The sequence below is a fragment of the Paenibacillus sp. NPDC056933 genome (assembly GCF_042674385.1).
Classification (GTDB): domain Bacteria; phylum Bacillota; class Bacilli; order Paenibacillales; family Paenibacillaceae; genus Paenibacillus.
The window spans coordinates 571,816-594,770 of the sequence record NZ_JBHUQN010000002.1; the positions used below are offsets into that span (position 1 = coordinate 571,816).

At 47.5% G+C, this 22,955-nt stretch carries 25 protein-coding genes; 1 reads left to right on the forward strand and 24 read right to left on the reverse strand.

Annotated elements, in window-relative coordinates; all coding sequences use genetic code 11:
- Nucleotides 1–5: 5 nt before the first annotated feature.
- From trpA to mtrB, 19 genes are all read right to left on the reverse strand, one after another.
- Nucleotides 6–812, reverse strand: a complete 807-nt coding sequence (gene trpA, locus ACFTRD_RS17470; RefSeq protein WP_379382248.1) for a tryptophan synthase subunit alpha — start codon at nt 810–812, stop codon at nt 6–8.
- A complete protein-coding gene (trpB, locus tag ACFTRD_RS17475; protein WP_379382250.1) occupies nt 809–2,008 on the reverse strand; it encodes a tryptophan synthase subunit beta in 1,200 nt (399 codons plus the stop codon). The genes trpA and trpB overlap by 4 nt, the downstream gene beginning before the upstream one ends.
- The gene (locus tag ACFTRD_RS17480) at nt 2,005–2,742 is read right to left on the reverse strand and encodes a phosphoribosylanthranilate isomerase (RefSeq protein ID WP_379382252.1); all 738 of its coding nucleotides are present in this window, start codon (nt 2,740–2,742) and stop codon (nt 2,005–2,007) included. The genes trpB and ACFTRD_RS17480 overlap by 4 nt, the downstream gene beginning before the upstream one ends.
- On the reverse strand, nt 2,739–3,530 hold the full coding sequence (gene trpC, locus ACFTRD_RS17485) for an indole-3-glycerol phosphate synthase TrpC (RefSeq protein ID WP_379382254.1): 792 nt from the start codon (nt 3,528–3,530) through the stop codon (nt 2,739–2,741). The genes ACFTRD_RS17480 and trpC overlap by 4 nt, the downstream gene beginning before the upstream one ends.
- Nucleotides 3,520–4,593 carry an anthranilate phosphoribosyltransferase gene (trpD, locus tag ACFTRD_RS17490; protein ID WP_379383102.1) on the reverse strand — a complete coding sequence of 358 codons (1,074 nt, stop codon included), beginning with the start codon at nt 4,591–4,593 and terminating at the stop codon, nt 3,520–3,522. Before trpD ends, trpC begins: the two co-directional genes overlap by 11 nt.
- A gap of 35 nt (nt 4,594–4,628) precedes the next feature.
- On the reverse strand, nt 4,629–6,200 hold the full coding sequence (trpE, locus tag ACFTRD_RS17495) for an anthranilate synthase component I (RefSeq protein ID WP_379382256.1): 1,572 nt from the start codon (nt 6,198–6,200) through the stop codon (nt 4,629–4,631).
- Nucleotides 6,201–6,707: 507 nt separating this feature from the next.
- On the reverse strand, nt 6,708–7,085 hold the full coding sequence (gene aroH / locus ACFTRD_RS17500) for a chorismate mutase (RefSeq protein ID WP_379382258.1): 378 nt from the start codon (nt 7,083–7,085) through the stop codon (nt 6,708–6,710).
- 5 nt (nt 7,086–7,090) lie between these two features.
- Nucleotides 7,091–8,185: a 3-dehydroquinate synthase gene (gene aroB, locus ACFTRD_RS17505; RefSeq protein ID WP_379382260.1), complete on the reverse strand. Its 1,095-nt coding sequence runs from the start codon at nt 8,183–8,185 to the stop codon at nt 7,091–7,093.
- 1 nt (nt 8,186) lies between these two features.
- Complete coding sequence (gene aroC, locus ACFTRD_RS17510; RefSeq protein ID WP_062327410.1) at nt 8,187–9,356, reverse strand: chorismate synthase; 1,170 nt, start codon at nt 9,354–9,356, stop codon at nt 8,187–8,189.
- A gap of 246 nt (nt 9,357–9,602) precedes the next feature.
- Entirely contained in the window at nt 9,603–10,397 is a 795-nt protein-coding gene (locus ACFTRD_RS17515; RefSeq protein ID WP_062327407.1) for a CheR family methyltransferase, read from the reverse strand.
- Nucleotides 10,398–10,421: 24 nt separating this feature from the next.
- Nucleotides 10,422–10,865, reverse strand: coding sequence for a nucleoside-diphosphate kinase (gene ndk, locus ACFTRD_RS17520; RefSeq protein ID WP_192268369.1), 444 nt, complete (start codon nt 10,863–10,865; stop codon nt 10,422–10,424).
- Nucleotides 10,866–11,055: 190 nt separating this feature from the next.
- Nucleotides 11,056–12,030, reverse strand: coding sequence for a polyprenyl synthetase family protein (locus ACFTRD_RS17525; protein ID WP_379382263.1), 975 nt, complete (start codon nt 12,028–12,030; stop codon nt 11,056–11,058).
- On the reverse strand, nt 12,027–12,281 hold the full coding sequence (locus ACFTRD_RS17530; RefSeq protein WP_379382265.1) for a hypothetical protein: 255 nt from the start codon (nt 12,279–12,281) through the stop codon (nt 12,027–12,029). The genes ACFTRD_RS17525 and ACFTRD_RS17530 overlap by 4 nt, the downstream gene beginning before the upstream one ends.
- Before the next feature lie 85 nt (nt 12,282–12,366).
- Nucleotides 12,367–12,984: a UbiX family flavin prenyltransferase gene (locus ACFTRD_RS17535; RefSeq protein WP_379382267.1), complete on the reverse strand. Its 618-nt coding sequence runs from the start codon at nt 12,982–12,984 to the stop codon at nt 12,367–12,369.
- A 2-nt stretch (nt 12,985–12,986) separates the two neighbouring features.
- Nucleotides 12,987–13,853: a UbiA-like polyprenyltransferase gene (locus ACFTRD_RS17540; protein ID WP_192268375.1), complete on the reverse strand. Its 867-nt coding sequence runs from the start codon at nt 13,851–13,853 to the stop codon at nt 12,987–12,989.
- Nucleotides 13,846–14,574 (reverse strand): demethylmenaquinone methyltransferase, encoded by a 729-nt coding sequence (locus ACFTRD_RS17545; protein WP_062327382.1) that lies wholly within the window; start codon nt 14,572–14,574, stop codon nt 13,846–13,848. Before ACFTRD_RS17545 ends, ACFTRD_RS17540 begins: the two co-directional genes overlap by 8 nt.
- A 15-nt stretch (nt 14,575–14,589) precedes the next feature.
- Complete coding sequence (locus ACFTRD_RS17550) at nt 14,590–15,453, reverse strand: heptaprenyl diphosphate synthase component 1 (protein WP_379382270.1); 864 nt, start codon at nt 15,451–15,453, stop codon at nt 14,590–14,592.
- 101 nt (nt 15,454–15,554) lie between these two features.
- A complete protein-coding gene (locus tag ACFTRD_RS17555) occupies nt 15,555–16,106 on the reverse strand; it encodes a hypothetical protein (protein WP_379382272.1) in 552 nt (183 codons plus the stop codon).
- Between the two features lie 98 nt (nt 16,107–16,204).
- Nucleotides 16,205–16,426 (reverse strand): trp RNA-binding attenuation protein MtrB, encoded by a 222-nt coding sequence (gene mtrB, locus ACFTRD_RS17560; protein ID WP_062327625.1) that lies wholly within the window; start codon nt 16,424–16,426, stop codon nt 16,205–16,207.
- A gap of 147 nt (nt 16,427–16,573) precedes the next feature.
- Here mtrB and ACFTRD_RS17565 point away from each other — a divergent pair, with 147 nt between their 5' ends.
- Nucleotides 16,574–16,735, forward strand: a complete 162-nt coding sequence (locus ACFTRD_RS17565; protein ID WP_379382274.1) for a hypothetical protein — start codon at nt 16,574–16,576, stop codon at nt 16,733–16,735.
- Between the two features lie 66 nt (nt 16,736–16,801).
- On the opposite strand, the gene ACFTRD_RS17570 is transcribed toward ACFTRD_RS17565, so the two are convergent.
- The 5 genes from ACFTRD_RS17570 to spoIVA form a co-directional block, all read right to left on the reverse strand.
- On the reverse strand, nt 16,802–17,074 hold the full coding sequence (locus ACFTRD_RS17570; RefSeq protein ID WP_062327372.1) for an HU family DNA-binding protein: 273 nt from the start codon (nt 17,072–17,074) through the stop codon (nt 16,802–16,804).
- Nucleotides 17,075–17,293: 219 nt separating this feature from the next.
- Nucleotides 17,294–18,280 carry an ABC transporter permease gene (locus ACFTRD_RS17575; RefSeq protein ID WP_379382277.1) on the reverse strand — a complete coding sequence of 329 codons (987 nt, stop codon included), beginning with the start codon at nt 18,278–18,280 and terminating at the stop codon, nt 17,294–17,296.
- On the reverse strand, nt 18,277–19,794 hold the full coding sequence (locus ACFTRD_RS17580; RefSeq protein WP_379382279.1) for a sugar ABC transporter ATP-binding protein: 1,518 nt from the start codon (nt 19,792–19,794) through the stop codon (nt 18,277–18,279). The genes ACFTRD_RS17575 and ACFTRD_RS17580 overlap by 4 nt, the downstream gene beginning before the upstream one ends.
- Before the next feature lie 110 nt (nt 19,795–19,904).
- Entirely contained in the window at nt 19,905–21,002 is a 1,098-nt protein-coding gene (locus ACFTRD_RS17585) for a sugar ABC transporter substrate-binding protein (protein ID WP_379382281.1), read from the reverse strand.
- A 218-nt stretch (nt 21,003–21,220) separates the two neighbouring features.
- Nucleotides 21,221–22,699, reverse strand: a complete 1,479-nt coding sequence (gene spoIVA, locus ACFTRD_RS17590) for a stage IV sporulation protein A (RefSeq protein ID WP_024630674.1) — start codon at nt 22,697–22,699, stop codon at nt 21,221–21,223.
- Nucleotides 22,700–22,955 lie beyond the last annotated feature (256 nt).

The window sequence follows — 22,955 nt, forward strand, 5'->3', positions numbered from 1 at the left end:
AATCTCTATCCTTTTAATTGTGCCACAAAGTTGCGAATTTGCAACAGCCCTGCCTCACGTGTATCCGGGTTTTCAAGAAGAGGAATCGCTTCTTCCACCTGGCGGACAATAGCACTGCCTACAACCACACCGTCACAGATACGGGAGAAGCGAGCCACCTGCTCGTGGCTGGAGATACCGAATCCTACAGCAACCGGAAGGTCTGTCAGACTTTTTACCGTTTCAATGAAGCTTTCCACGCCATTGAAGAAAGATGCTCGCTCTCCTGTTACGCCCAGTGAAGAGACACAATATATGAAACCACGTGCTCCCGTAACAATACGTTCGATCCGGGCGTTAGAGGTAGGAGCCACTAGTGGAACCAAGTGCACACCTGCTGCATCCGCACGGCGACGCATATCCTCTGCCTCCTCAATCGGAAGATCCGGGATGATCATGCCGCTGATTTCATGTTTGACCAACTCGTCAAAAAATACATCCAGCCCCGTCTGCAACACCGGATTATAATAAGTGAACAGAACAAAAGGCATTTTCACACCCTCCGCACGTGCTCTTGCTGCTGTTTCCATACAAGTCCGAATCGTGATCTGACTTTTCAAGGCACGCTCCGAAGCACGCTGAATTACGGGTCCATCCGCGAGCGGATCGGAATAGGGAACACCGAGTTCCAAAATGTCCGCTCCCGCCTGCTCCAACTCCTTAATGATTTCCACCGTGGTATCCACATCTGGATCTCCAACGGTAAGGAATGGAATCAAGGCTGTACGGTTCTGTTCTTTCAATTGCTGGAAGGTCTGGTCCATCAAGTTCATGCCAAGTCCCCTCCCGTATATTTCATAATCGATTCAACGTCTTTGTCACCACGACCGGACAGACAGATTACAACGATATCGTCAGCGCCGAGTTCAGGTGCGAGCTTGACGACCTGAGCGACAGCATGTGCTGACTCCAGCGCGGGTATGATACCTTCTGTTCGACTTAGCAATTGAAGGGCATCCAATGCTTCTTGGTCCGTAATGGGAACGTATTTCGCCCGTTCGATGTCCTTGAGATAGGAATGTTCGGGACCAACACCCGGATAATCAAGTCCCGCCGAAATGGAATGCGCTGGCTGAACCTGTCCATATTCATCCTGCAATAGATAACTCATCGAACCCTGGAATACACCATGTGTTCCTTTGCTCATCGTAGCCGCATGGAACTCGGTATCCACCCCTTTACCAGCAGCCTCAACACCAACAAGCTTCACATCCTGATCTTCAATAAACGGATAGAACATGCCGATTGCATTACTTCCGCCGCCTACAGCTGCAACAATTACATCCGGCAACCGTCCGGCAATCTCCTGAATCTGACGTCTTGTCTCATCACCGATTACTCGCTGGAAGTTACGAACCATCATTGGGTAAGGGTGAGGACCGACTACGGATCCAAGCACGTAAAAGGTATCTTCTACATTACTAACCCAGTAACGGAGTGCCTCGTTACCTGCATCTTTCAATGTCCGCGTTCCGGATGTAACCGGAATGACTTCTGCTCCAAGCAGCTTCATCCGAAATACGTTCAGCTGTTGTCGCTGCGTATCTTCTTCACCCATAAACACTTTACATTCAAGGCCCAACAGTGCAGCGACTGTTGCCGTGGCAACGCCATGTTGCCCTGCACCTGTTTCTGCGATCACTTTCTTTTTACCCATCCGTTTAGCCAGCAGTCCCTGCCCAATAGCATTATTGATCTTGTGCGCACCTGTATGATTCAGGTCTTCACGTTTCAGATAAATTTTGGGCCCACCCAAGCGGCGGGACAATTGCTCTGCATGGTATAAAGGTGTTTCCCGGCCAGAATACTCACTTAGCAAATAATTTAATTCCTTGTTGAATTCCTCGTCTTCTGAGAAGTGGCTGTACGCTTCTTCCAACTCGATCAGAGCGTTCATTAGTGTCTCAGGTACAAAGCGGCCTCCGAAGGGACCGAAACGCCCGTGTTGATCCGGCAATTGATGTGTCATGCCTGCTTCACCCTTTCTACAAATGCTGTTATTTTCGCAATATCCTTCACACCTTCGGACTCTACGCCGCTGGAAACATCGACGCCGTTCGGTGCATATGTCTGTATCAGTTGTTGCACATTATCCGGCTGTAATCCACCTGCCACGAACAACGCAATTCCATGATTTCTCGCCCATTCGGCATAGAAAGGAATTCGTTCCCAGGCAAAGGTTTTACCGGAACCCCCTCCATAGAGCGGGTCGTAAGTATCGAGCAATATGGCGTCCACCACATTTTTATATGGATCAAGTGCCATCAAGGCATTATCTTCAGTTAATGAACCTTCTTCATCCTTGGGAAAAGAAAAAGCCTTGAACACTTCGGTATCAAAACGTTGTTTCACCTGTTCACAAAAATCCGGCGATTCCTGTCCATGCAGCTGAATGACATCCAGAAGTGAAACCTTCATGATACTGTCCAGCTCTTCGAGCGTGGGATTCACGAAAACACCCGCCAGCTTCGGCCGATCGAACATCGTCCAGTCCAAAAGAACAGTTCTTAGCTCAGCACCCTGTTCAGGTGTAATTCGGCGACGGGATGGGGCAAAAACAACACCAATGTAATCCACAGGCAAGTTTATCATCGATTTTAGCACTTCAACGTCCTGAAGTCCACATATTTTTACGGCCGCTGCCGGCTGACTTCGCAGATTCTCATCTCTGCTGCTTGTGCCGTCATCATTGAATGCACTCATGCTTTTGGTCCCATCAGTTCATAAACCGCAGCCTCAACATCTTCCTTGCGCATCAGATGCTCTCCAACAAGGATACCGTGTACACCTGCCTCAATAAGAGATTCCAATGGCTGCGGACCGTCAATTCCACTTTCACTGATCAAGGTTACACTATCCGGAATCAAGTCCATCAAATCCAGCGTGGTGTTCAGACTGGTTGCGAACGTTTTCAGATTGCGATTGTTGATACCTACAAGTGTTGCCTGCGGAATATCCAATACTTGCTCCAGTTCGGTCCGATCATGAACTTCAATTAATGCATCAAGGCCCAGACTTTTGGCAAACGTCAGATATTGACGCATCTGTTCGGGTGTCAGAATGCTCGCAATCAGCAAAACAGCATCCGCGCCAAGCAGCCTTGCCTCGGCAATCTGTCGTTCATCTATAATAAAATCCTTGCGCAGCAGCGGTATGTTCACAGCCTGATGAATCGCCTGCAAGTATTCGCTATTTCCCTGGAAATAAGAAACATCAGTCAATACCGAGATACAATCCGCTCCAGCCCGCTCGTATCCGGAAGCGATCTCTACCGGATGGAAATCAGGACGTATAAGTCCTTTGGACGGAGATGCCTTCTTCACCTCGGCAATGAGGCCCAGCTTACGGTTGCGACCCTCTGATAAAGCTCGTTCAAATCCACGAGTATTGGGTAATGCCTCTATCTTTTTCAACGCATCGTCCATCTGAAAGGTTTGTGCAAGAACTTCAACTTCTTTATGTTTAGTTGCTACGATTCGATCAAGATACATGACTGTACGCCTCCGTTGTATGAATTAACTGTTCCAGTTTCCCGGCAGCCTTGCCGGAGTCTACAGCTTCTGTCGCCATCAACACACCTTCTGCAATGGTGTCCGCGAGACCAGATACGTAAATGCACGCACCGGCATTCAAAAGAACGACATCACGGTATGCACTTCGCTCTCCCTGGAAGATCCTTTTAATAATTTCGGCATTCTGGGCTGCATTTCCTCCAAGGACTGATTCCAGCGGATGCAATGAAAGCCCCATATCACGTGGATCAATGTCATAGGTCTGCACTTCACCGTTACGCAATTCAGATACCTGGGTAGGTGCGGAAATACTGATTTCATCCAGACCATCATGACTCGCAACGACCAAAGCTCTTTTCAGTCCCAGACGATTCAGCACCTCAGCAATCATCGGAGTCCGGCTGCGGTCATACAGGCCAAGCAATTGGCGATCGGCCCCGGCAGGGTTAGTTAGCGGTCCAAGCATGTTAAAAATTGTGCGTACACCCAGCTCTTTTCTTGGCGCAGCCGCATGTTTCATGGAAGGATGATACACCTGGGCAAAACAGAAACAGATTCCAATCTCATCAAGGCACTGCCTCGCCTGTTCTCCGTTCAGATGAATATTCACACCAAGCGCTTCAAGTACATCCGCACTTCCTGCTTTGCCTGATGCCGAGCGATTGCCATGTTTTGCAACCCGAACAGAAACTGCTGAAGCAATAATGGCTGACGCCGTTGAGATATTGAACTTATGAATACCTGAACCACCCGTTCCACAGGTGTCCAACAGTCCATTACCGTCTGTCAGAATTCGTCCACCCTGTCCACGCATGGCCTCCGCAAACCCGGTGATTTCATCCACCGTCTCCCCCTTCATCCGCAAGGCCATAAGTAACCCCCCGATTTGAGCCGAAGTCGCTTCACCTCTCATGATGGAATACATCAAGTCGCGTGCTTCCGCCTGCTCCAGATGGCTGCCCTCCAAAATTTTGGCAAGGCCATTTTTCATTCCTTCCGCTTGGCTTGTTTCAGTTGCGGGCCGTTTGGATTCTTCATTCATTACTGGGTTCATACTCATTTCCGGTCTCTCCTCTCTCAGTTCTGTACAGCTGTGGCTGGAGTAACAAAATAATCAGCGTTGGCCAGATTCATGATACTGTCCTTCTCTTTCGCAGGAAACATGGCTTCTGCTGTACGGATCGCCTTTAGTAGTGCCTTGGCTTTATTTACCGTTTCTTCATATTCATTCTCGGGAACCGAGTCCCATACGATTCCAGCTCCAGCCTGCACATATGCTTTTCCTTTTTTGAAAATAATCGTTCGAATGGTAATACAGGAATCCATATTCCCCGAGAACCCGAGATAACCGATGGCTCCTGCATACGCACCTCGTGCTTCTTTCTCCAGTTCCGCGATGATCTCCATTGCACGCAGCTTCGGCGCTCCAGATACCGTTCCTGCCGGTAAACACGAGAGAAATGCATCAAAGAAATCCTTGTCTTCTCTAAGCTCACCTGTAACATTGGACACCATGTGCATGACGTGGGAATAACGCTCAATCTCCATGAACATGTCACATTTCACACTTCCAAAGTCAGATACTCGGCCCAGATCGTTGCGGCCCAAATCAACAAGCATCAGATGTTCTGCGCGTTCCTTCTCATCCTGAAGCAGATCCGCTGCCAGCGCACGATCTTCGGCTTCCGTAGCTCCTCTTGGACGAGTCCCCGCAATCGGTCGTGTCTCTACGCGGTTTCCATCCACTTTGACCAGTGCTTCCGGTGAGGTCCCAACAATAATCTCATCATCCATCTTCAGATAGTACATATAAGGGGAAGGATTCAATGTCCGAAGAACCCGATATACATGCAGCGGAGAAACTTCGGTATCAATATGGAATCGTTGGGATAATACTACTTGAAAAATATCTCCTGCCCGAATGTACTCTTTGGCCTGCTCTACATTACCAATAAACTGTTCTTTGGTTAGATTGGATTGAATATCCCCTAATTCAATATCTCCTGGAATGGAGCGTGGATTCAGGTTCTCCCCTGGTCCTTGCTGCTGTAAACGTTCAGCGGCTTGTTCCAGCTTCTCTGAGGTTAAGGCATAAGCCTGACGGATATCATCATCAGTTGCACCGTCTTTCACGTGCACATTTCCCACCAGCAGCATCTGCTGCTTCACATGGTCGAACACGATAATCTGGTCACAGAACATAAAGCGAATATCGTCCATTTTCAGATCATCCAACGCATGAGCTGGGAGCTTCTCATAATATTGCAGCAGATCGTATCCAAAGAAACCAATGGCCCCGCCCGTAAATGGCGGCAGTTCATCATCTTTTGGACTGCGATACTTACGCAGCAGCGCTTTGAGTTCTTCAATCGGTTTGCCTGGCAATTCCCGAGTATGGCCAGCTTCTTCTACCACAATCCTGCCTTTTTTGGCTGAGATCATCAGGAACGGATCTGTACCGATGAAGGAATATCTTGCCCATTGAATCCCGCCCTCCACACTTTCCAGCAGAAATGCCCGGTCGTTGTCAGCATAACGGCGGAAAATCCGAATTGGGGTCTCCATGTCTGCCAGAATCCGTTTGACTACCGGAATCAGATTATATTCATTCGACATTTTCAGTACTTGATTAACGTTTGGCGTTATCATCAGATCACGTCCTTTCAGATTAGGTAGAAGAAAAGTACTACAAACAACAAAAAAAGCCTCTACCATCAGGTAGAGGCTTGATTATAAGCTGTTTCAACAGGTTGGTGCTTCATAAATAACAAGTCCCTATACATACACCGTTACCGAATTATCATACAGGCTGTGGTATGGATGTATTATGCATCCAGCCAAAACAAAGGAAATGTAGCGGTATACACTGAACTTTATCCGATTCGTGCATTCTTTCAAAGAAATGCATAAGGATATGGATTGTGTTATACCAAAACAAACGATGTCCTAAGACACGTTCCCTTCCCTTAATCCTGTTTCAAATTCCGTAGCATGACGTACCGCGAATCAGTTCACCGACTACTGTTGCTCCGGCTACCACCCGCTGGACTCTGCTATATACTCCACTCATCTCAGCTGCTCTCAGCTCAATCTCATACTCTACTCAACTGGTTCTCACTATACATTATTCCGAACGATTTGACAACCACTCTAATGTTACGAATTGGAAGGTGCCGCCAAATCCGGCCGAAGAGACTGTGCCCCATTGAGGTATACGTGGTGAATCTCATTCTGACCTTTTCCTGTGTTGATGTGTACCATAAAACGAATGCACTGTGGCAAAGCTCCTGCAACCGGAACTTCGAGTGCACACATCAAGGGTACAAGCTCCCAGCCGTCCAACTGACGAATCGCCTTTGCCGGGAACGCAGCATCCAGATCTCCTGTCATCGTAATCCACACACTGCAAATATCTTCAGGTGTAATCTCGTTACGATCCACAATTTCCTGCAATAGTACAGCCGTTTCTTTCAAAATCTGTTCTTCGTTATTATGCGTGACCGTTGTGGCCCCGCGAATCCCCCGAGTAAACATCGCTTTTATTCTCCCTTCTTGAGCCATTCAATGACGTCGCGTACTGCCGTTACAGGAACGTCCTTCACAATTCGGGCGGCGCCGATCCGGTCAGGAATAATGAAGACCATATGACCTTCACGAAACTTTTTGTCATGCATCATTGCTTCCATTAATTCATCCGTATCCAAATGTTTTGGCATCGTCACCGGAAGGCGCAATGAACGCAGCATGCGGACCGTATCGTCATAGAGCCCTGCCTGTGCTCCCAGCTTCTCGCCAAGCAATGCCGAGCCTGCCATACCAATTGAGATGGCTTCTCCATGCAGAAATTCGCCGTAGCCGGCAATCGCTTCAATCGCATGACCAATCGTATGACCCAGGTTCAACAACGCACGTTCTCCATGTTCACGTTCGTCTCTGGATACAATCTCTGCCTTGATGCCACAGCCACGTTCCAAACCGTATCCCAGAGCCTCCGGATCAAGGGCAAGCAGTTCCTCCGCATGCTCCTCACACCAGTATGCAAAAGCTTCGTCCCGAATCAGTCCGTGCTTTAACATTTCTGACAAGCCAGCTGAAACATCGCGCGGCGGTAGAGATTGAAGAGTATCCACATCATAGAGCACAAGCTCTGGCTGATGGAATGCACCAATCATATTTTTCGCCAGTGGATGATTGACTGCTACCTTGCCGCCAACACTGCTGTCGTGCGCCAGGATCGTCGTAGGCACTTGTATAAACTTGATTCCGCGCATATATGTAGCAGCAACAAAACCAGCCAGATCCCCCACTACACCGCCGCCTAAAGCAACAATAGCCGAACTGCGGTCCAGTTTGCCTTCGATGGCGACAGTCATCATATCCTGATAGACCGAAAGGGATTTCGACGTTTCACCAGAAGGAACAACTGCTGAGACGACTATAAAACCTGCCGCGCGCAGCGTTTGTTCAAGATCTGACAAATATTTGGGTGCCACATTCTCATCGGTAATAATGAGCAGCGGGCTTTTTTTAGTCAAGCCATATTGCTCAAAATATTGAGGTGCTTGAGCCAGCAGGCCGCTGCCAATCAGGATTGGATAAGAGCGCTCCTCCAACTGCACTGTCAGCTGGCGCATCTTAGTAATTCTCCAGTTGATTATTGTAGCTTTCAAAGTTCGCGCGGATTTCCTCCATGGAATCTCCACCGAATTTCTCAAGGAAAGCCTTCGCAATTTCCCAGGCTACCACATGCTCCATAACGACACTAGCTGCCGGAACCGCACATGCATCTGAACGCTCAACCTGAGCTGTGAATGCTTCTTTTGTATCGATATCCACACTTTGAAGCGGTTTGTACAATGTAGGAATAGGTTTCATAACTCCACGTACCACAACCGGCATTCCGTTGGTCATTCCACCCTCGAATCCGCCAAGACGGTTAGTCGCCCGATGGTAACCGCGCTCTTCACTATGCATGATCTCATCATGTACCTGAGAACCACGAATTGTTCCGGCTTCGAAGCCGATACCAATTTCAACACCCTTGAATGCATTAATAGACATCACACCCTGAGCGATTCGTGCATCCAGTTTGCGATCATACTGTACGTAGCTCCCAAGACCCACAGGCACACCTTCAACGATACATTCAACGATTCCCCCGATGGAGTCACCTTCCTGCTTGATTTGGTCGATGTAGGCCTCCATCTTCTTCTCGGTTTCTGCATCGGTCACACGTACGGAGGAAGCTTCTGTCACTTCGATCAGTTCATCGATCGGCAGATCCTGATAAGGTGCTTCGATCTCTCCAATACGCAGCACACGACCTGCTACTTTGATCCCAAATTCAGCGAGGAATTGACGTGCAATGGCGCCACAAGCTACACGAACTGTTGTCTCACGGGCACTGGAACGCTCCAGTACGTTACGCAAGTCTTTCAGGTTATACTTGAGTCCTCCGTTCAGATCAGCATGTCCCGGACGTGGACGATGAACGCGACGTTTCTCTTCATCGCTGCCTTCAATCGGCTCAATATTCATAATCTTCTGCCAGTGTTTCCAGTCATTATTTTGAACGACCAATGCTACTGGAGCACCCGTTGTATATCCGTGACGGATACCACCAACGAAATTGGCCTGATCCTTCTCAATTTGCATCCGGCGACCACGGCCATATCCTTTCTGGCGGCGTTGAAGCTGGAAATTCAGCTCTTCAAAGTCAATATTCAGATTACTAGGCAAACCTTCAATAATTGCGGTTAATTGGGGTCCGTGCGTCTCCCCTGCGGTTAAATAGCGTAAACTCATAATACGTTCCCCCTTTAAACTGTTAAACTTCACATTGCTAAAATCCCATAATTTCTTTGCTTATTATAGTATAGCTGACGGGCTTTGACAAGAAAGTCGATCGTTTCTTCTCCCAGATTGACCTGCCTGGATTAGTGATAACCAAGATTATGACGTGTGTGGGTTATTTTCCATCCAACCGTTATACAAATAACCGCCTGGACACATGTACATGTGCACTCCAGACGGTTATGACATCAATTGAAGTTATTTTTTGCGATAAAAGAATGTCTCCGCTGTCTCCAGACCATATTGTCCCGGGGAGAAAATCTGTTCCGTACTGCCCACAAATAAAATACCGCCTGGACGCAAGCTTGCTGCAAACTTATGGTACAGCAGGTTTTTGGCTTCCTCGGTAAAATAGATCATGACATTTCGGCACACAATCAGATCATATCCATCGTCAAAACGATCGAGCAACAGATTTTGTTTCATGAACTTGACCGAACTTTTTAATTGCTCATCAATGCGGTATACCAAGCCATCTTGCTTGAAGTATCGATTGGCCGTTTCCTTCGGTACGTCTTTGAGCGAGCGTTCCATATAACGCCCTTCCTTAGCTTTCGCGAGAGCTCCTTCATCCAGGTCACTTGCTGTGATGGAGCTTCCCTTAAGAATCCCCATCGTGTCCAGTATCATCGCCAAAGTGTAAGGCTCCTCGCCTGTGGAGCAAGCAGCACTCCACACTTTAACTCCACGTTTCGAACCCTGCAACTCAGGCAGGATTTCATCTCGCAGCACTTCCCAGCGATTGGGATTCCGCCAAAATTCCGAGACGTTAATGGTCATGCGATCCAGAAACTCGTAGAACAGTGACTTGTCTTTCTGCATGGCATCAAAAAAGATAGAAAACGTATGAAATCCGTTTTTGTTACGAAGTGTGGTCAGCCTTCTTTTCATCTGGCCTTCCTTGTATTGAGCAAGATCAATACCTGTGCTCTCTTTGATTTTACGAATAAATCCGGTGTAATCCGGGTCTAGTAGTTGTTCCTGCTCCAGCATCGTATCACCCTTCTGGCTAATAAATTACAACCAGGCTGCGATGCTCTTGTCGTACGTTACCAGCTCATCGGGAGCAAAGAAGTTCGCTGCTTCACGTAAGGCACTTTCTGGTGAATCTGCCCCATGAATCAGATTATGCGGTGTGTGGCTGGCGAAATCTCCGCGAATCGTCCCCGGAGCCGCTTCCTTCACATTGGTTTTACCGATTACGATGCGTGCAAGCGCCACGATGTCGTCCCCTTCCCAAACCATGGCAAATACAGGTCCAGAAGTGATAAATCGCACCAGGTCATCGAAAAACGGTTTTCCCTCATGTTCAGCATAATGGCGTTTGGCCTGATCCTCAGACATCTGCACCAGTTTGCCTGCCACCAACTTAAATCCTTTGTCTTCCAGACGGCTAACGATACGCCCAATCAAACCACGCTGCACACCATCCGGCTTCACCATCAAAAATGTACGATCCATAGGCTCACTCCTCACTCACGGTTCAAAGTTATTTCATTATGTAAACGCAATCCCTTTGATTGTAACATACATGTCCAGATCCCCCCAATGAGGAATATCACATGTTTGTTATTTTTTTGAGTAAGTACATCTGCCCAGGGAGCTTCATTTTTCCAAGCTCTTGTAGAAAACAGAGAAATGATAATACAGATTAATGAGTACGTTGGACCACAAAATGTGCGATATCACGCAGGTTTTTGGTCGTCTTGATGTTAGGCAGTTGATCCAGAGCATCGAGCGCTTTCTTCATATATCGGTCAGCCAGGGCTTCCGCTTTAGCAATTCCTTGACTTTGGCGAATCATTCCAATAGCGTCGGACGCACTTGCCCGCCCTTCCTCATGCTGAACACGGGAAATTTCCTTTAGCAAAGGTTCACGCAAATCAGGCTCCTGCAACGCGTACAGTACGGGCAGCGTAATATTGCCTTGCTTCATGTCACTGCCTGGGGGCTTGCCAAGTTGCTTCTCGGTGCCGACCAGATCAAGTACATCGTCCTGAATCTGGAACGCCATACCCACGTTGTAACCGTAGGTGTACAGCAACGAAGATACATGTTCCGGCGCACGAGTGGCAAGCGCCCCCAGCTGGCAGCTGACAGCAATAAGAAGCGCAGTTTTGCGACGAATTCGCAAGAGATAGTTACGTACACTTTGTCCCGTATTGAAAAAATCCCGAATTTGTTCCATTTCACCAATGGACATCTGCACCATAGCTTTGGCCAGAATACGGTGTATTGCCGGATCGGACAGGCCCGCCGTCATTTTAAGCGCTTTGCCGTAAATATAATCTCCAGTATACATCGCAATTCGATTATCCCATTTGGATTTCACCGTTGGTTTGCCACGTCGTGTCTCGGCATTATCAATAACATCATCATGAACCAGAGAAGCCGAGTGAATCAATTCCAACGGAACTGCTACCAGCTTTAGGCGCTCGATGTCGTATGTACCAAATTTCCCGCCAAGCAACACAAATACGGGCCGTAATCGCTTCCCCCCTGCCTTAAGCAGGTGAAGTGAGGTTTCGCTCAGCAGTTTCTGTTCTCCCTGAACACTGCGATACAACTCTTTTTCAATGTAATTCATGTCCTTTTTTAACAACCCAAAAATATCCAATAGTTTCATTCGTTCACCCGTGTCAGCGTATTATCAGTCCATAAATCCATGCTTACCTTCCCCTCCAGCAAGTCGGGCCTGCAGGCATAACGAAAAACCAGGGCTTGCCTTTCCTGCTTGCGTTCTTCTTTAACGTACTTACCTTGTTCGAATGTCATGGCTGACACCCGGGAATTAAACTCTGCGACTTGTTCTGAAACATAAGTCCAGAAGCAGCCGGAGCATGGGTCAAGGCTGTGGTTCAAACGAAGCATGACCATCAGCGCTCACCAATACCCCGGTATTTGGGGGCGACCAAGTCACTTATGCACTTACTTATCAGATACAAAGCGAGAGTACTTGGTCCTATCCCCGTTCATCCGGTTCTCCCCATCTTGTAAACAGTTGATGTGGAATGCGCAGGCTATCGAGCACCTTACCCACCAGAAAAAGAATCAACTCATCCATCGTTTGGGGTTTGTAATAAAAAGCAGGCATCGCTGGTATCATTCGGACACCAAGCCGGGAGAGCTTCAGCATGTTCTCCAGATGGATTGCATGTAAAGGTGTCTCACGCGGTACCAAAATCAGTGTTCTTCCCTCTTTCATCATGACATCGGCAGCACGGGACATCAGATTATCGGACGACCCCTGTGCAATCGATGAAAGAGTGCCCATGGAACATGGCATAATTATCATGCCTTCTGCCAGGAAAGAACCGCTTGCGATTGAGGCACCAATATCACTAACGGGATGATAGATTAGGGAACCAGCACGTTTGCCGAATTTTTCTTCCAGCACACGGTCCCGGTTCGTAATATCCCAGTCCATTTCTTCTTTCAATACACGCCAGCCGGCATTGGATATCACCAGATGCACGGTGTAATCCAGATCAAGCAGCGTTTCAATTAATCTGATGCCATATATACTGCCACTCGCTCCGGTAATTCCGACAACTAGTCGTTTATTTTCGGGCTGATGCATCTTTATTTCACCGCCAGATCAATTAGAGTAAATGTAAAAACAACCAAACTTAGTACACTGTTCATGGTAAAGAACGCAGTTTGCACCCGGCTCATGTCATTTGGCGATACAATATAGTGCTCATAGAAAAGAATACCATAAGTAATCAGCATTCCGGCACCATACCACCAGCTTAGATCAGTCATCAATAACAAGGCCAGAAAACCAACTGCAGTAATCACGTGAAATAACTTGGCGATCTGCAATGATGTGTTAAGACCGAAACGGGAAGGTATGGAATGAAGTCCCTCACCCTGATCGAACTCCAGATCCTGACATGCATAAATGATATCGAACCCTGCTGTCCAGAACACAATCGTAACGTACAGCACAATCGCTGTCCAATCCATTGTACCCGTTACAGCTACCCAACCCCCAAGCGGAGCCAGACCAATAGTCATACCGAGTACTACATGGCACAACCATGTGAAACGTTTGGTATATGAATACAATACCAGCATAAATACAGCTATCGGCAACAATTGCATGGATAACACGTTAAGGTTGGAAGAGGCCCAGAACAAGAGCACAAACGACAATATGATAAAAATAACGACCTCACCGTTTTTCAATAAACCGGCCGGAATCGCTCTCATCGCAGTACGTGGATTTTTCTTGTCTATCGCCTGGTCAATCATGCGGTTCAAGCCAAAAGCAGCGCTTCTTGCACCAATCATTGCCAGTAATACCCACATAATCTGCAGCCAGGTTGGGAATGTATCATTCACTACCATGGAACCGAGAATGGCCCCCATAAATGCAAAAGGTAATGCGAAAAGCGTATGTTCAATCTTGATCATTTCTAAAAAGATGCGAATTTTCCTAAACATGCTGATTCTCCTTGGTTCCAATATGCAGTGCCGCGATACCTCCGGTCAGAGGATAGGCCTGCACTTGCTTCAATCCGGTTTCTGCAAAAATATCGGCCAGTTCCTTCCTCCCTGGAAAAAGTGCCAGTGAGTCCGGCAGCCATTTATACTGCTCATAACGTTTGGCAAACAATTTGGCAATCTTCGGTAGTAATTGTTCAAAATAAAAATAATAAATGGCTTTAAACGGTTGCCATGTCGGCTTAGATAATTCCAGACAGACTACCATGCCTCCCGGCTTCACGACACGCTTCATCTCCGACAGAACCTGACGAAGATCCGGAACGTTGCGCAATCCAAATCCAATAGTGACATAATCAAATGAATTGTCCTCAAAGGGAAGTGACATCGCATTGCCTTGAACCAGCGTGATCTGTTTCTGACGGTTTACTGCATTAACCTTGGTCTGCCCAACTTCGAGCATATTGCTGCTAAAATCAAGTCCATGCATGTGACCCGTTTCACTTGCCTGGGCCATGGCGAGTGTCCAGTCACACGTACCGCAGCATAAATCGAGCCCGGTATCGCCTTTGGACATATTCATCTTCTTCATGGTGAATTTACGCCAAGCCTTGTGCCTTCGGAAACTCAGAATATCATTCATGACGTCATATTTCCCGGCTATACTCTGAAAAACCGAATGGACAAATTCTTCTTTCGGTTTGGTCTCTCCGCTCCCCATTCGTCTGTCTCCCCCTCAATCTTCCCTTACTGCCGCATGTGAAGGCTGCAAATACGTCAGGTAAGGCTCCAGGATTGCATCGAATTCATGCAAGCCCAATTGATCCTCCTCGTCTTGCAACAACTGCTGTATGCGGCGTGTGCAGTCTCGAAGCTTGTCCAGCAAAACCTCGCCAATTCGATGCTTGAGGACCATACTGCTCCATGTCCGTGCATCCATCTCTGGCTGACGAAGCCATTTCTGCTCGTCGTCGTTGCCGTGTTCGTAAATATGCCAGAAAGCATAACTGTGATAAAAGTTTTGATCGTCGTTCATCCGTCGCAACTCTTCCGCGATCATTTCGCAGAAGCTGAATTCCGACAGCAGACTGTTCCATAGGGACTGTTCCTTGGAACCAATCATGTCTGAAAAAGAAAGAAACAGCTGCATCTTCAGCTGTACCGTTTCACGCAAGTATTCTTCAGCCGAAACGAGGAGTTTTTTCATCCGTTCATACAGCGTCATCTTGCGTGCATTCACTTCGGATACAGCACCACTGAGTTTGCCGATCATTTCAATTCTGCCCGCATGAGCGAGCAACTGATAGAAACGGCTGCTCAGATAGTCTCCGGCAAGCACGTTCAACTGGCGCGAACGCATCTCCTGTTCTCTGCGCTCTCCGGATATCGTATCAATCCGATCATGCGTATCCATAGCCAACTGAACGAGCGAGGTTGCAAGAGCGTAAAGCTCATCATGCACCTTTTCGTCTGTCCGGCCCACAAATACCTGCAGCAGACGTGCCCGGCTATCCGGAAATGATGGGATTTCCGTATGTTGTCGAATCATGTCGTAATCCGTATATTTCTTTGCTAGTTGGGGTACGCGATATGAATTCATTCTCAGCCTCCGAGCCTTTACATTGTTAAACCATTTCTGCACTACAATCTTATATATTATAGCATATGTTTATCGGACACGCACTGAATCCTGCTATTCTATTACCCCTGACTTGTCATTTCGAATTGCTTCTTCCACAGTTCCGTCTCCATCATATGAAACCAGTCCTTTAATTCCTCCGAGAGGATTGGACTTTTCCAGCTTCGAAGCGTTTCGATTGCATACATCGGCCATTCTCCACGTCGAAAATCAGCTGCAAGTAATAAATGCCTTTTGTGCAGCCATTCGTCCTCAGCCATCACACGCAGCAGCACCTGATTCACATTGTCGAGACTTTGAAAGCCAAGATCAGCCACAGCAGCCATATTTGCATAGATTTCGGTGTAGCTAGTGCCGGTTCTGGTAACTTTCAGATCGAGCGTCAAAATCGATTGTTTCCATTCCACCCTCGCGATGGGTGTGGATAGTTGAAGGGTACTCAGCACATCCACCAGATTTTCTTCCGATAACTGAGCTGGATGCCTTGTGGCAGAGACCGGTTGCGCCCTTTCTCCACCCCATGTTCGAATATGTAAGGTTTGTATGGCAACAAGCAGAAGGACCGCTGCAACCGTTGCCAGCAGTGAAGCAGTCACGATCATCCGCGGTTTCATAAATGCCTCCCTGCCCTTACCTGTTAGTGTAGTCTGTCCGGTAAAGGCTCATACCTCATTGTACAATGAAAAAAAGCAGGCTATGCCTGCAATTTTCATTATTCGGACTGAACCTGTCCATGCTTGGTAATCAGGGTAGCTTTTCCACGGATTTTAATGGCTGAAGTATGGTTCGTAAATTGGGCAAACATGACTTCTCCCTTGTCCAGCTTCTCGGTATGATGAAAGCGTGTATCCTGACCTCGGGTTAAGCCGATCACCTGGACACCATTCTCCTCTGCCTTAATTACAATATAATCACTGCCGGTTGGATGATCCATTACGCACGACCCCTCTCCTAGTTCAATAGCGTTAATGATGATAAAGATTGTTTCATTTGTCAACCAATCCTTATGTGTAAGGTGCGCAACATTCTGTTACACCTTGGTCATACTACAGTTAATCCCGCCACAGAAAGGAGATACCTTATGAAGTATGCCCCTGCAGCGCTGACAGACGAGCATATTCACCAATTAAGAGAAATAGAGCATCATCTGTCTGCAGCCGCTGGAGAAGAACTCATTCTCATTGCCTATACACAACAATCGGATGAGCCAGAGTCCCTGAACAAAAGGGAGACAGATCATTAGTGGGCAAAAGAAAAGGCCGTGAACAAGTCACGGTCTTTTTGTCGACATATGGAATATGTAGAAATCTTATTTAATTCCGTCTTTGAGCGCTTTACCTGGTTTGAATGCAGGTATTTTGCTCGCAGGAATTTCGATTTCTTCACCTGTTTGCGGGTTGCGTCCTTTACGTGCAGAGCGCTCGCGAACTTCGAAGTTCCCAAAACCAACCAATTGTACTTTGTCTCCGCTTTGAAGAGCACCAGAGATTGCTTCGAATACGGCATCAACCGCTTTCGTTACATCCTTCTTGGACAATTCAGTCGCTTCAGACACTTGTGTAATCAAGTCTGATTTGTTCATTGTTTTTTCACCTCCTGAATCAATGTCCTGAATGTTATACTGTGTTTCCGTTTTATAGCGAAATATACGTTCATACGCAAAAAATCTACGTACATCTTGAGCGTGATGAACACAAATCTCCGCCTGCGGTCAACAGTCATTTCCGGCAGAATGTCGCCTGAAACAAAGGTTGTTTCGGACGCCGAACAAATTTTATACTAATACAGACAGCCCACAATTTCAAGTGCGGTTGCGGTTTAAGACGTAAAATGTCACTGCCAGGGCAAGGACGAGCACTCCACCCTTGACAATATCATGGGTGAAATATTGGACATTCATCATGGTCAAACCGTTGACCAATACACCAATTAGAACCGAGCCGATAAACGTTCCAATCACGTTCGGTTTACCTGCGCCAAATACAGAGAAGCCGACAAACACAGCTGCCACCGATTCCATTAACAACGGAGATCCCGCGTCGATTTGTCCTGATCCTACTTTGGATGCATAGATAATACCTCCAATTGCAGCAAACACTCCAGCTGCCACATAGGCGAGAGTGCGCACCTTTTTCACCTTGATTCCAGACAGACGTGCCGCTTCCTCATTACCCCCAGTAACGTACATCTGGCGCCCATACTTTGTATACGTCAAAAAGATATGCACAGCGATCACAGCAAAGAGCAGCAGGATGACCGAAATCGGCATACCCAGCCATTTTCCCTGCCCAATCAGTAGAAATGTGGGATCCATCTCCCCGGCAGCTTTACTCCCGTCAGGAAATTGCATATGGTTATAAATCGTGTAACCTTGGGCATACGTTTTGTGAATTCCACCGATGATGTACATCGTGGCAAGTGTAGCCAGCAGATCCGGGATACGGAGTTTCACGATCAGCAAGGAATTAAGCCAACCAATGACAGCCCCAATGATTAGAGGGACAATAATGACAACAGCGAGCGGCTGCTGGTACCAAATCATTAACGAAGCGGTAACGACAGTCGTTAGCGAGACGGTTGCCCCCACCGAGAGGTCAAATCCATCAACAATGAGAGATAAGGTTACACCAATCGCCACAAATGTCACAATTGAGATGGAACCCAATATATCTGTCAAGTTACTGTACGTAAAGAAATAAGGCAATTTAATACCGAAAAATGCAATAACACCAACAATAACGATAATCGCACCATAACGGAACGCAAAATCCAATGATTTATCCTTCATGCTTCCACCTCTTGTCCACCGCTTGCATAGTATAGCAGCTGTTCTTGGTTAGTCTCGCCCCGTTTGAATTCCTTGACAATAGTCCCTTCACACATAACTGCAATTCGGTCACCAATGCCCAATCCTTCATCCAGTTCACATGTGAAATAAATTACAGCTTTTCCTGCCAAAGCCAATTCGTTAATAATGCGAAAAATGTCACTTTTTGCACCGATATCAACACCTTTTGTCGGCTCATCAAATATAAATACGTCTGCATCCGCATTCAGCCATTTGCCAATAGCGACCTTCTGTTGATTGCCTCCGCTTAAATATTTCACTTCCTGCCGAACGGACGATGTTTTGATTCCGAGTTGCTGTACCAGAGATTCCGCGTTCTCACGTTCACGCTTTCGGCTCACAAAGCCCAATGTACTTAGGCGTCCCAGCAACGGCAGGCTCAAATTCCGTTCCACATTTTCCTGGATCAGAATCCCCTGTTTACGACGTTCTTCCGGCACGGAAACAATGCCTAGAGCAGCGGCATCTGCAGGTTGGGAGAGGTGAAGCTCACGGTGATTCAGCCGAATTTCTCCACTCTCCAGACGATCTGCACCAATCAGCAAGCGGGAGCATTCCGTTTTGCCGGCACCAACCAGACCTACCACGGCAAGCACCTCGCCTCGACGAACAGAAAGATTCACTCCCTTAACCCTGAGTCCACGACGAAGTCCACGTGCTTCCAGCAATACCTCACCTACTGGCGCTTCTGTCTTGGGAAACTCCTCCTCAAACGGTTTACCCAGCATATGCGTCACCAGATCATTAATCGTAAGCCCCCGTGCTTCACCTGTGAATACATGCTGCCCATCTCTCATTACTGTGACCCGATCACAGTGACTCGTAACTTCAGGAAGACGGTGAGTAATGAAAATACATGCCACACCCCGATCTTTCAACAAATGCACAATTCTAAAAAAGGCGTCGGTTTCTTCCCGACTTAGTGGCGCAGTCGGTTCGTCAAATATAATGACCTTGGCATCCTGAATCAGGATGCGTGCCAGCAGAATCATCTGTTTCTCCGCCAATGTCAGGTCCGCTACCTTTTTGTGTACCGATATGTCTGCCCCCAGTTGCTGCAAAGCTTCAGCTGCACGCTGTTGCAGTTTCCGAGGACTTTTCCACCAGCCTCCGCCAGACGACGCCAGTTGGTCCAACATAATATTCTCGGCAGCCGTCAATTGAGGAACCAATGCAGCATCGACCTCTTGGTATACACAATGAATACCGTTTGACTTGGCCTCACCAGGTGATGATAATTGAAGAGTTTGTCCACTCAATCGGATGGCGCCTTGATCCAGCTGGTATGCACCAGACAAAATTTTCATTAATGTGCTCTTCCCCGCACCATTTGCCCCCAGAAGCGCATGAATCTCTCCACCTTTTACCGAGAACTGCACATCTTTCAGGGCAGGAATGCCTGCAAATTGCTTATGAATATGTTCCATTTGAAGCAGGATCGGTACAGTGCTCATGACGCAAACCTCCTATCACTCCCCGCTGGGAGTATCGATATCCTCATGCATTTAAATTTCGTCATCATGGTTGGAAAAAGCGCGCCTTGCGGCGCGCCCCTTACGCTGCTTTATTTAGCAGTAACCCCGTACTCTGTCATCCAATCCTTGATTCCCTGTGTACTTCCTCCCCAGCCCTCAACATACTCGGACAGCTCTGAAGTGGAAATTTGTTTGTCAGGCAACGCCTCACGTTGTACATAGACTGGATTGAGAACGACTTGGTCTTCCGTCTCATCCCCATTCAGTTTCTGGTACGCATAACGAACCTGTACACGACCAATGTCTGTTGGATCAACCGCTGCGGAAGCAACCCACGGATTTTTCGGATCCTGGATCATCTGCAAATCTTCATCACTCATATCAATGCCGTATACTTTGATTTCGTCACGTCCTGCTTGCTGAATGGCACGTGCTGCACCTTTGGCGAATTCATCCCATGCAGTCCAGACAGCTGTGATTTCGCCTTTTGGATATTGTTTCAGGATTGCTTCCATCTTGGCTTGTGTATCCAAAGCCGGGTTCTGTGCTGAACCAAATGTCGCAATCTCCTTAATATCCGGGTTATCTTTCAAGAACTTGCCGTAGGCAAGTTGGCGGCGTTCCATCGGTGCAAATCCGGCTACCCATACTTTTACAATGTTTCCTTTTCCATTGATGTCCTTTTTCATTTGCTCCAGCGTCAATTCAGCCATCTTCTGATCATCCTGGGACAGCACTGTTGCTCCAGGAACGCTAATGTCTGCGTCGAAAACAACAACCGGAATATTTTGCGCTACTGCCTTTTTCACACCTGGCTCCAGCAAGGAATCTCCGTGGTCGGTCAGAATGGCATCGAACTTCTGATTAATCGCGCTATCGAGCAACGATACCATCTTGGCTTTATCATTATCGGCAACAAACGTAGTCAGTTCCCCACCGAATTTTTCGATTTCTTCTTTAACTCCTTGCACATATTGCTGTGAGAACGTGCCTGTGTTAAATTCCATAATCAATGCGACTCTTTTGCCGCTCAATGGACCAGTGACTGCTTCTGTCTTGGGCTTGTCCTCAGTCGTTCCCGAAGCTGTAGTCGAAGCAGGTTCTTTTTTGATCCCGCAAGCGGACAGCGCTAATGTAAATACGAGCAATACACTCAACCATATCCATTTTGTATCTTTCTTTTTCATCTCTGTCTCCCCCTGTTCACACTCTCTGTGATCTCGATCACAATCGTTGAATATTAATATAACGGCTAATCCCTAGTATGTAAATGGGTTTTAGCAATTTAAAGCTAAAACTCGCTAAGTTTTTACGAAACGTATAACTTTCCATCCAATTCATCCAGAATAAAGGAAAACAAAACAAGAAAAAGACCGTAAAGGGGGGCCTTTACGGTCTTTTGGCATTACAGAATAATGGCGATTAATCCACCCGAACCTTCGTTGATGATACGTCCAAGCGTCTCTTGCAGTTTGTATCGAGCATTGTCCGGCATCATTGCGATCTTACCCTGTATACCTTCTCTGACGATAGAGTGCAGCGAACGACCGAACATATCTGAATCCCATACCTTGATTGGATCGTTCTCGAAGTCCTGCATCAGGTACCTCACCAGTTCCTCACTCTGCTTTTCCGTTCCGATAATCGGAGCAAACTCCGATTCCACATCCACCCGGATCATGTGAATGGAAGGTGCGGTCGCTTTCAGGCGGACACCAAATTTGGTACCCTGCCGAATGAGTTCTGGTTCATCCAGTGCCATCTCGGCGAGAGATGGCGCCGCAATACCATAACCGGTCGTTTTGACCATCTCCAGCGCTTCAGCAAAGCGATCGTACTCTCTCTTCGCATGGGAGAATTCCTGCATTAGTTGCAGCAGATGATCCTTCCCTCGAATTTCAATACCGACGACTTCCACGAGGATCTGATCGTATAATTCATCTGGTGCATACAAGTCAATTTCCGCAACGCCTTGCCCCATATTCATGCCGCTCAGCCCTGCTCGGTCGATGAATTCATACTCCATAAACTGGGCGACAACCCTATCCACGTCACGCAACCTGCGAATATCCTTAACCGTGTCGCGCACTGAGTTTTCGTAGTTGCTGCGCAGCCAGTGGTTCTCATTGAGCACCATCACCCAGCTCGGCAGGTTTACATTCACTTCATGCACAGGGAATTCATACAGCACTTCACGAAGCACACCTGTCACATCATCTTCTGTCATTGTCGCTGCACTGAGTGTCATGACTGGAATGTCATATTTGGCTGCAAGCTCACTGCGCAGCTGCAATGCTTCCTCACTGCGAGGACGGGTCGAGTTGATCACCAGTACAAACGGCTTACCGACTTCCTTCAGTTCAGCAATAACCCGTTCTTCTGACTCCACATAAGAGCTGCGGGCAATTTCTGCGATCGTACCATCTGTTGTGACAACCACACCCAACGTGGAGTGCTCCTGGATGACCTTCCGTGTGCCGATCTCAGCTGCTTCCTGAAAAGGAATTGGCTCTTCGAACCAAGGTGTGGAGATCATGCGTGGTCCATTCTCGTCCTCGTATCCCTTGGCTCCTTCCACTGCGTAACCTACACAATCCACAAGGCGCACATTGACATCAAGTCCCTCTGCGACCTTGATTTGAACCGCGTTATTCGGTACGAATTTTGGCTCCGTAGTCATGATTGTTTTGCCAGCTGCGCTTTGTGGCAGTTCATCTACTGCCCTCGCGCGATCTGCCTCGTTTGTGATGTTTGGCAACACAATCGTTTCCATGAAACGTTTGATAAATGTTGATTTACCCGTCCGGACTGCGCCGACAACCCCGAGATAGATATCCCCTCCGGTCCGCTCGGCAATGTCCTTAAAAATGTCCACTTTCTCCAATGAAATCCCCTCCCTAAATTACTCCGAAGGAAAAATGCTAAAGAGCATCCGCTTCGTTTTTTCAATCAGAAGACTGAAATCCCTGCAACGGTAGAGCCGCCTTTGTGAGTGCCCGGAAGTCGTCCGCCGCCGAACGTTGCATTCTGATGAAACCGGCGAAAGCGGCGTTAACTCGTACATGCAATTGGACTAGTATCATCTTATGTATCCGTATGCAGCATTATGACGCGTTTTTTGTTTTTTTCTCAAGGTAGAG

What these genes read in the sequence shown, in the direction of transcription:
- aroH (WP_379382258.1), bottom strand. Translation starts at nt 7,085, where the DNA reads ATGTTTACTCGGGGGATTCGCGGGGCCACAACGGTCACGCATAATAAC.
- ACFTRD_RS17555 (WP_379382272.1), bottom strand. Translation starts at nt 16,106, where the DNA reads ATGAAACCGCGGATGATCGTGACTGCTTCACTGCTGGCAACGGTTGCA.
- trpA (WP_379382248.1), bottom strand. Translation starts at nt 812, where the DNA reads ATGAACTTGATGGACCAGACCTTCCAGCAATTGAAAGAACAGAACCGT.
- trpC (WP_379382254.1), bottom strand. Translation starts at nt 3,530, where the DNA reads ATGTATCTTGATCGAATCGTAGCAACTAAACATAAAGAAGTTGAAGTT.
- aroC (WP_062327410.1), bottom strand. Translation starts at nt 9,356, where the DNA reads ATGAGTTTACGCTATTTAACCGCAGGGGAGACGCACGGACCCCAATTA.
- ACFTRD_RS17545 (WP_062327382.1), bottom strand. Translation starts at nt 14,574, where the DNA reads ATGGGGAGCGGAGAGACCAAACCGAAAGAAGAATTTGTCCATTCGGTT.
- ACFTRD_RS17585 (WP_379382281.1), bottom strand. Translation starts at nt 21,002, where the DNA reads ATGAAAAAGAAAGATACAAAATGGATATGGTTGAGTGTATTGCTCGTA.
- ACFTRD_RS17530 (WP_379382265.1), bottom strand. Translation starts at nt 12,281, where the DNA reads ATGGTCATGCTTCGTTTGAACCACAGCCTTGACCCATGCTCCGGCTGC.
- trpE (WP_379382256.1), bottom strand. Translation starts at nt 6,200, where the DNA reads ATGATAACGCCAAACGTTAATCAAGTACTGAAAATGTCGAATGAATAT.
- ACFTRD_RS17570 (WP_062327372.1), bottom strand. Translation starts at nt 17,074, where the DNA reads ATGAACAAATCAGACTTGATTACACAAGTGTCTGAAGCGACTGAATTG.
- ACFTRD_RS17580 (WP_379382279.1), bottom strand. Translation starts at nt 19,794, where the DNA reads ATGAGCACTGTACCGATCCTGCTTCAAATGGAACATATTCATAAGCAA.
- aroB (WP_379382260.1), bottom strand. Translation starts at nt 8,185, where the DNA reads ATGCGCCAGCTGACAGTGCAGTTGGAGGAGCGCTCTTATCCAATCCTG.
- trpD (WP_379383102.1), bottom strand. Translation starts at nt 4,593, where the DNA reads ATGAATGAAGAATCCAAACGGCCCGCAACTGAAACAAGCCAAGCGGAA.
- ACFTRD_RS17540 (WP_192268375.1), bottom strand. Translation starts at nt 13,853, where the DNA reads ATGTTTAGGAAAATTCGCATCTTTTTAGAAATGATCAAGATTGAACAT.
- ACFTRD_RS17565 (WP_379382274.1), top strand. Translation starts at nt 16,574, where the DNA reads ATGAAGTATGCCCCTGCAGCGCTGACAGACGAGCATATTCACCAATTA.
- ACFTRD_RS17480 (WP_379382252.1), bottom strand. Translation starts at nt 2,742, where the DNA reads ATGAGTGCATTCAATGATGACGGCACAAGCAGCAGAGATGAGAATCTG.
- ACFTRD_RS17575 (WP_379382277.1), bottom strand. Translation starts at nt 18,280, where the DNA reads ATGAAGGATAAATCATTGGATTTTGCGTTCCGTTATGGTGCGATTATC.
- ACFTRD_RS17535 (WP_379382267.1), bottom strand. Translation starts at nt 12,984, where the DNA reads ATGCATCAGCCCGAAAATAAACGACTAGTTGTCGGAATTACCGGAGCG.
- trpB (WP_379382250.1), bottom strand. Translation starts at nt 2,008, where the DNA reads ATGACACATCAATTGCCGGATCAACACGGGCGTTTCGGTCCCTTCGGA.
- ndk (WP_192268369.1), bottom strand. Translation starts at nt 10,865, where the DNA reads ATGGATCGTACATTTTTGATGGTGAAGCCGGATGGTGTGCAGCGTGGT.
- ACFTRD_RS17525 (WP_379382263.1), bottom strand. Translation starts at nt 12,030, where the DNA reads ATGAAACTATTGGATATTTTTGGGTTGTTAAAAAAGGACATGAATTAC.
- ACFTRD_RS17515 (WP_062327407.1), bottom strand. Translation starts at nt 10,397, where the DNA reads ATGCTGGAGCAGGAACAACTACTAGACCCGGATTACACCGGATTTATT.
- ACFTRD_RS17550 (WP_379382270.1), bottom strand. Translation starts at nt 15,453, where the DNA reads ATGAATTCATATCGCGTACCCCAACTAGCAAAGAAATATACGGATTAC.
- mtrB (WP_062327625.1), bottom strand. Translation starts at nt 16,426, where the DNA reads ATGGATCATCCAACCGGCAGTGATTATATTGTAATTAAGGCAGAGGAG.